This is a genomic window from Variovorax humicola (assembly GCF_037889915.1).
Classification (GTDB): Bacteria; Pseudomonadota; Gammaproteobacteria; order Burkholderiales; family Burkholderiaceae_C; genus Variovorax; species Variovorax humicola.
The window spans coordinates 1-3,492 of record NZ_JBBKZV010000080.1; the positions used below are offsets into that span (position 1 = coordinate 1).

General features: G+C 65.2%; 2 protein-coding genes and 1 pseudogene. All 3 read left to right on the forward strand.

What is annotated here, in order from left to right; genetic code table 11:
• Nucleotides 1-363 precede the first annotated feature (363 nt).
• The gene (locus WKW80_RS36930) at nt 364-1,023 is read left to right on the forward strand and encodes a hypothetical protein (protein WP_340368519.1); all 660 of its coding nucleotides are present in this window, start codon (nt 364-366) and stop codon (nt 1,021-1,023) included.
• A gap of 9 nt (nt 1,024-1,032) precedes the next feature.
• Nucleotides 1,033-3,000 (forward strand): helix-turn-helix domain-containing protein, encoded by a 1,968-nt coding sequence (locus WKW80_RS36935; protein WP_340368520.1) that lies wholly within the window; start codon nt 1,033-1,035, stop codon nt 2,998-3,000.
• Between the two features lie 95 nt (nt 3,001-3,095).
• Nucleotides 3,096-3,492, forward strand: a pseudogene (locus WKW80_RS36940) (ATP-binding protein); the annotation flags it as partial.

A 3,492-nucleotide genomic window follows, 5' to 3' on the forward strand; every position in this document is an offset into this window, starting at 1 on the left:
ACCGCTTTTTTAGGTGGGGCGCGCCGGTAACCGGGGTTTTCCAATGCGCTTCACGCGCATGCAGCATGAGGTGCAGGGTGTTCGCCTGCACGGATAGAAGCTTGTCCGAGCATTGGCTCGAACGCTCGTCATACCCCGACCACGGATCAGGATGCGTCGCCCCCCGCTGTCGTGAAGTGTAATAAAGATGCGACCGTTGCGATTTCATAAAACGCAATGAAATCAAATAGTTAGCGCGTTGCCGAGGAGCGGCAGTCGCAACATTACGTCGCATTTTTTGGTACTAAAGTTGCGACCGTGTTCGTAAAAGTAGTAATGTTGCCGCCGCTCCTTGTGTTTTGCACGGTCACATCTTTACTTCCAATGATGAACGCGTCAGCTCACAGCCAGGCCGTGTTCAGCCGCCCCATGCCGCTTCCGCGCGGTGGCTGGCGCCGGCGCATCGAGGTGTTCAGCCCCAAGCTCGGTCGGCGCCTGAGCCTGAGCAACTACGACGCGTTTCGGACCTGGTTGGTGATCGAGGCCAACCCCACTATCGAGTCGTTCACCGAGCGCCCTGCCCATGTAGACGGTCCGCGCAGTACGGTAATCGACTTCTGGGTCCAGCTGCGCAATGTGCCGACCGGCGAGTTCTGGTTCATCGAGAGCAAAAGGCGATCGCACGACGATGCTAGCCCGTCGATGCAGGAGTCCCCTGCCCTACCTCCGATTCTGCATGACCAGACGGTGCGGTTGGTGCGCCAGGAAGACCTGCAGGCGTGGTCCGTTCCGATCGCCAATTGGTCGCGCATCGTCCCCTATCTTGTCAGCCATCGGCGCTTTCGAGACCCGCTGCTCGAGCAGTCCATCGTCGTCTTTCTGGGGCAGCCGCACACGCTTGACGCCGTGCTGGAGCGATTCGCGGCGAACGACGCCACGAGCGTCGAGGCCTCGCTCTTCGCTCTGGTGGCGGGCGGACGCGTCGAGAGCCCCGATCTGGCGGTCGCGTTGTTGAGTGGCTCTACGCGCTTTGAACGCGCCTGAGGAGTTGTGATGACGCCTGCTGATGCCCCGACCGGCCCGCGCTCACTGCGCCTCGGCGAATGGCCCATCGTGGATGACCACGCAATCGCCCAAGAGCAGCGCACGGTATTCCAGCAGCGCAAGCTGGCGGTCGAAGCCTATGCTCGCGGTGAGTCCTTGAAGCAAATTGCGCAGGACTGTGGTGTTCACCGTTCGACCGTGCTTCGGCTCGCACGTCAGGGCCAGCAGGCACATGCCGACGGCCGACTTTGGGGGTACCGGGCATTGGTGCCGCACGTGCGCGTGCAAGCGTACGAGCGAAGCAAGGCGCCTCGCGTACTGGTGCACAAGACGGCTGGCAACGCTGGGGCCTTTGCCCAACTGCTGCGGCGCCACCCGAGTCTGGCGAGCCAGTTGCGTCGCGAACTCGAAGTTTCGAATGTCGTCCTGCAAGCTGGCGAACCGGGGCGCTTGAAAGGGGTCAAGGGCGCGGCGGCCCGCTTCCATCAGGCGTGCCGCAATCTTGGCCTGGGCGCTGGGGACTACCCGTTGAACCAGACAGACAAGGCCGTCCGATCGCTGGGGCGTACGCTGCGGGCCTGGATGCAGGATGACTTCGACCTTGCGGCCCGCGCGGCCGGCACGCGTATCAAACCGGCGTCGGCATTGCGCCAGTTACCCGAGCGCGGTGCCAGCGATGCCTTCGACACAGTCGAGTTCGACGCCCACAAGATGGACGTGCGATTGAAGGTCATTGACCGCGATCCGCTGGGCGGGGAGCAAAGCTACGAGACCGACCGGGTGTGGCTGCTTGCCATCATCGACGTCGCCACGCGCTGCATTCTTGGCTACACGCTGTCGACGAAGCGAGAATGCAGCCGCTTCGAGGCCATCGCCACCTTCCGGCGCGCCGTCACGCCGGCCAGCGTGCCCGAGCTAACGCTGCCGGGTTTGCGCCTGCTGCCCTCGGGCGGTTTCGTCTCGCAGGCGGTGGAGCAAACCCGCTTTGCTTGCTGGCGTCAGATCCGCCTGGACAACGCCCGGGCACACCTTGCGGTCACCAGCCTGGACGTGGTGTGTGAGGCGCTGGGGTGCACCGCCGACTTCGGGCCCGCCTACCAGCCTGACGACCGCCCTTTCATCGAACGCTTCTTCGGCACGGTCACCGCGACGCTCTCGCGACGACTGCCGGGCGCGCTACCTGGCCGCGCGGGGGCTCAGACTGCGTTGAAGCGCCTGCGCGACCCGCAGGACACCATGCGGCTGATCGTGACCACCCAGGAGCTGGAGGAGTTGCTTGATCTGACGGTGTGGAACTACCACGGCACGCCGCATTCAGGCCTTGGCGGCCTGACGCCGCTGGAAATGATGCAACGTCACGTGCTGGGCATCGGGCGCGAGCCCGTTCGACTACGGCTGATTCCCCAGCCGCTGCGCGAGCATCCCGAACTGCTGCACGACCCGGTGCTGTGCCGCGTGCACGGCAACCTGGGTCGCGGGGAGCGGCCCTACATCAGCTTCTTCCACGTGCGCTACACCAGCGAGTGGCTGGCGCGACGCAGCGGCCTCATTGGGCAACGCCTGCGCATCCACTACGACGAGCGCGACCTGCGGCGGTTGCGTGCCAGTACCGAGGACGGCCAGGTACTCGATGATCTGCTTGCCAGCGGTGCGTGGCGCTACGAGCCGCATTCGTTGATGGTGCGCCAGGAGGTCTTCAAGGCCAAGCGCAGACGGCAACTGGAATTCGGTGCGGGCGACAACCCGATCGAGGCCTTCCTGGCGCTGCGGCGCAAGGACGCTGGCAAACGCCGGCGCTCGGCCAGCGATATCGCGCAAGTGCAGCGCGAGCGCAGGACCGCAAGCACGAAGGCAAAGGCACGAGTGAATGCGACGTCACCACCGCCCGAGGCACCGCCCATGCCGGCTTCTTCGCAGCCGTCTACCGGCCCGGTCAAGGGCAAGCGGCTGCGAATCGAGCGCGGCTTCGCGCGCTGAACGCCGGCGCGGGTGCGCCGCGGGGCGCTGGCCGGGCCCGTCCACGCCGGCCATGGCCGGGTGTGCCGCTGTGCTGCCGCCCGCAAGGAGCAGACATGAACGAGAAGACATCCGTGGCGGCGCCGGTCGCGTCAAGGACACGCGTCCGCGCGACGCGCGTGCGCGCTGCGGGCAGGGCTGGTGGCGCTACCTCGCCCGCCGCATTGAACCAGGCAGCCACCATTGCCCCGCTGACGGTGCACAACCATCCGTTGGTCCGTCGACATTACCGCGTGGCTACCTGCGCCATCGAGGCGTTTGTCGATCTGGTCGAACACTGTGTGCGGGTGCTCATTCCCGGCGCTCTCATCCATGCCCGCCCCCGCATGGGAAAGACACATGCGATCGACTACGTAGCGCTGCACTTGGCCAGGCAACGCCCCGACATCCTGGTAATTCGCATGTCCTGCGAACATCACCGCAGCGACTTCGAAGGGCCGTTCTTCTCCACCC

Coding starts and splice junctions, on each gene's coding strand:
- WKW80_RS36935 (WP_340368520.1), top strand. CDS start 1,033: ATGACGCCTGCTGATGCCCCGACCGGCCCGCGCTCACTGCGCCTCGGC.
- WKW80_RS36930 (WP_340368519.1), top strand. CDS start 364: ATGATGAACGCGTCAGCTCACAGCCAGGCCGTGTTCAGCCGCCCCATG.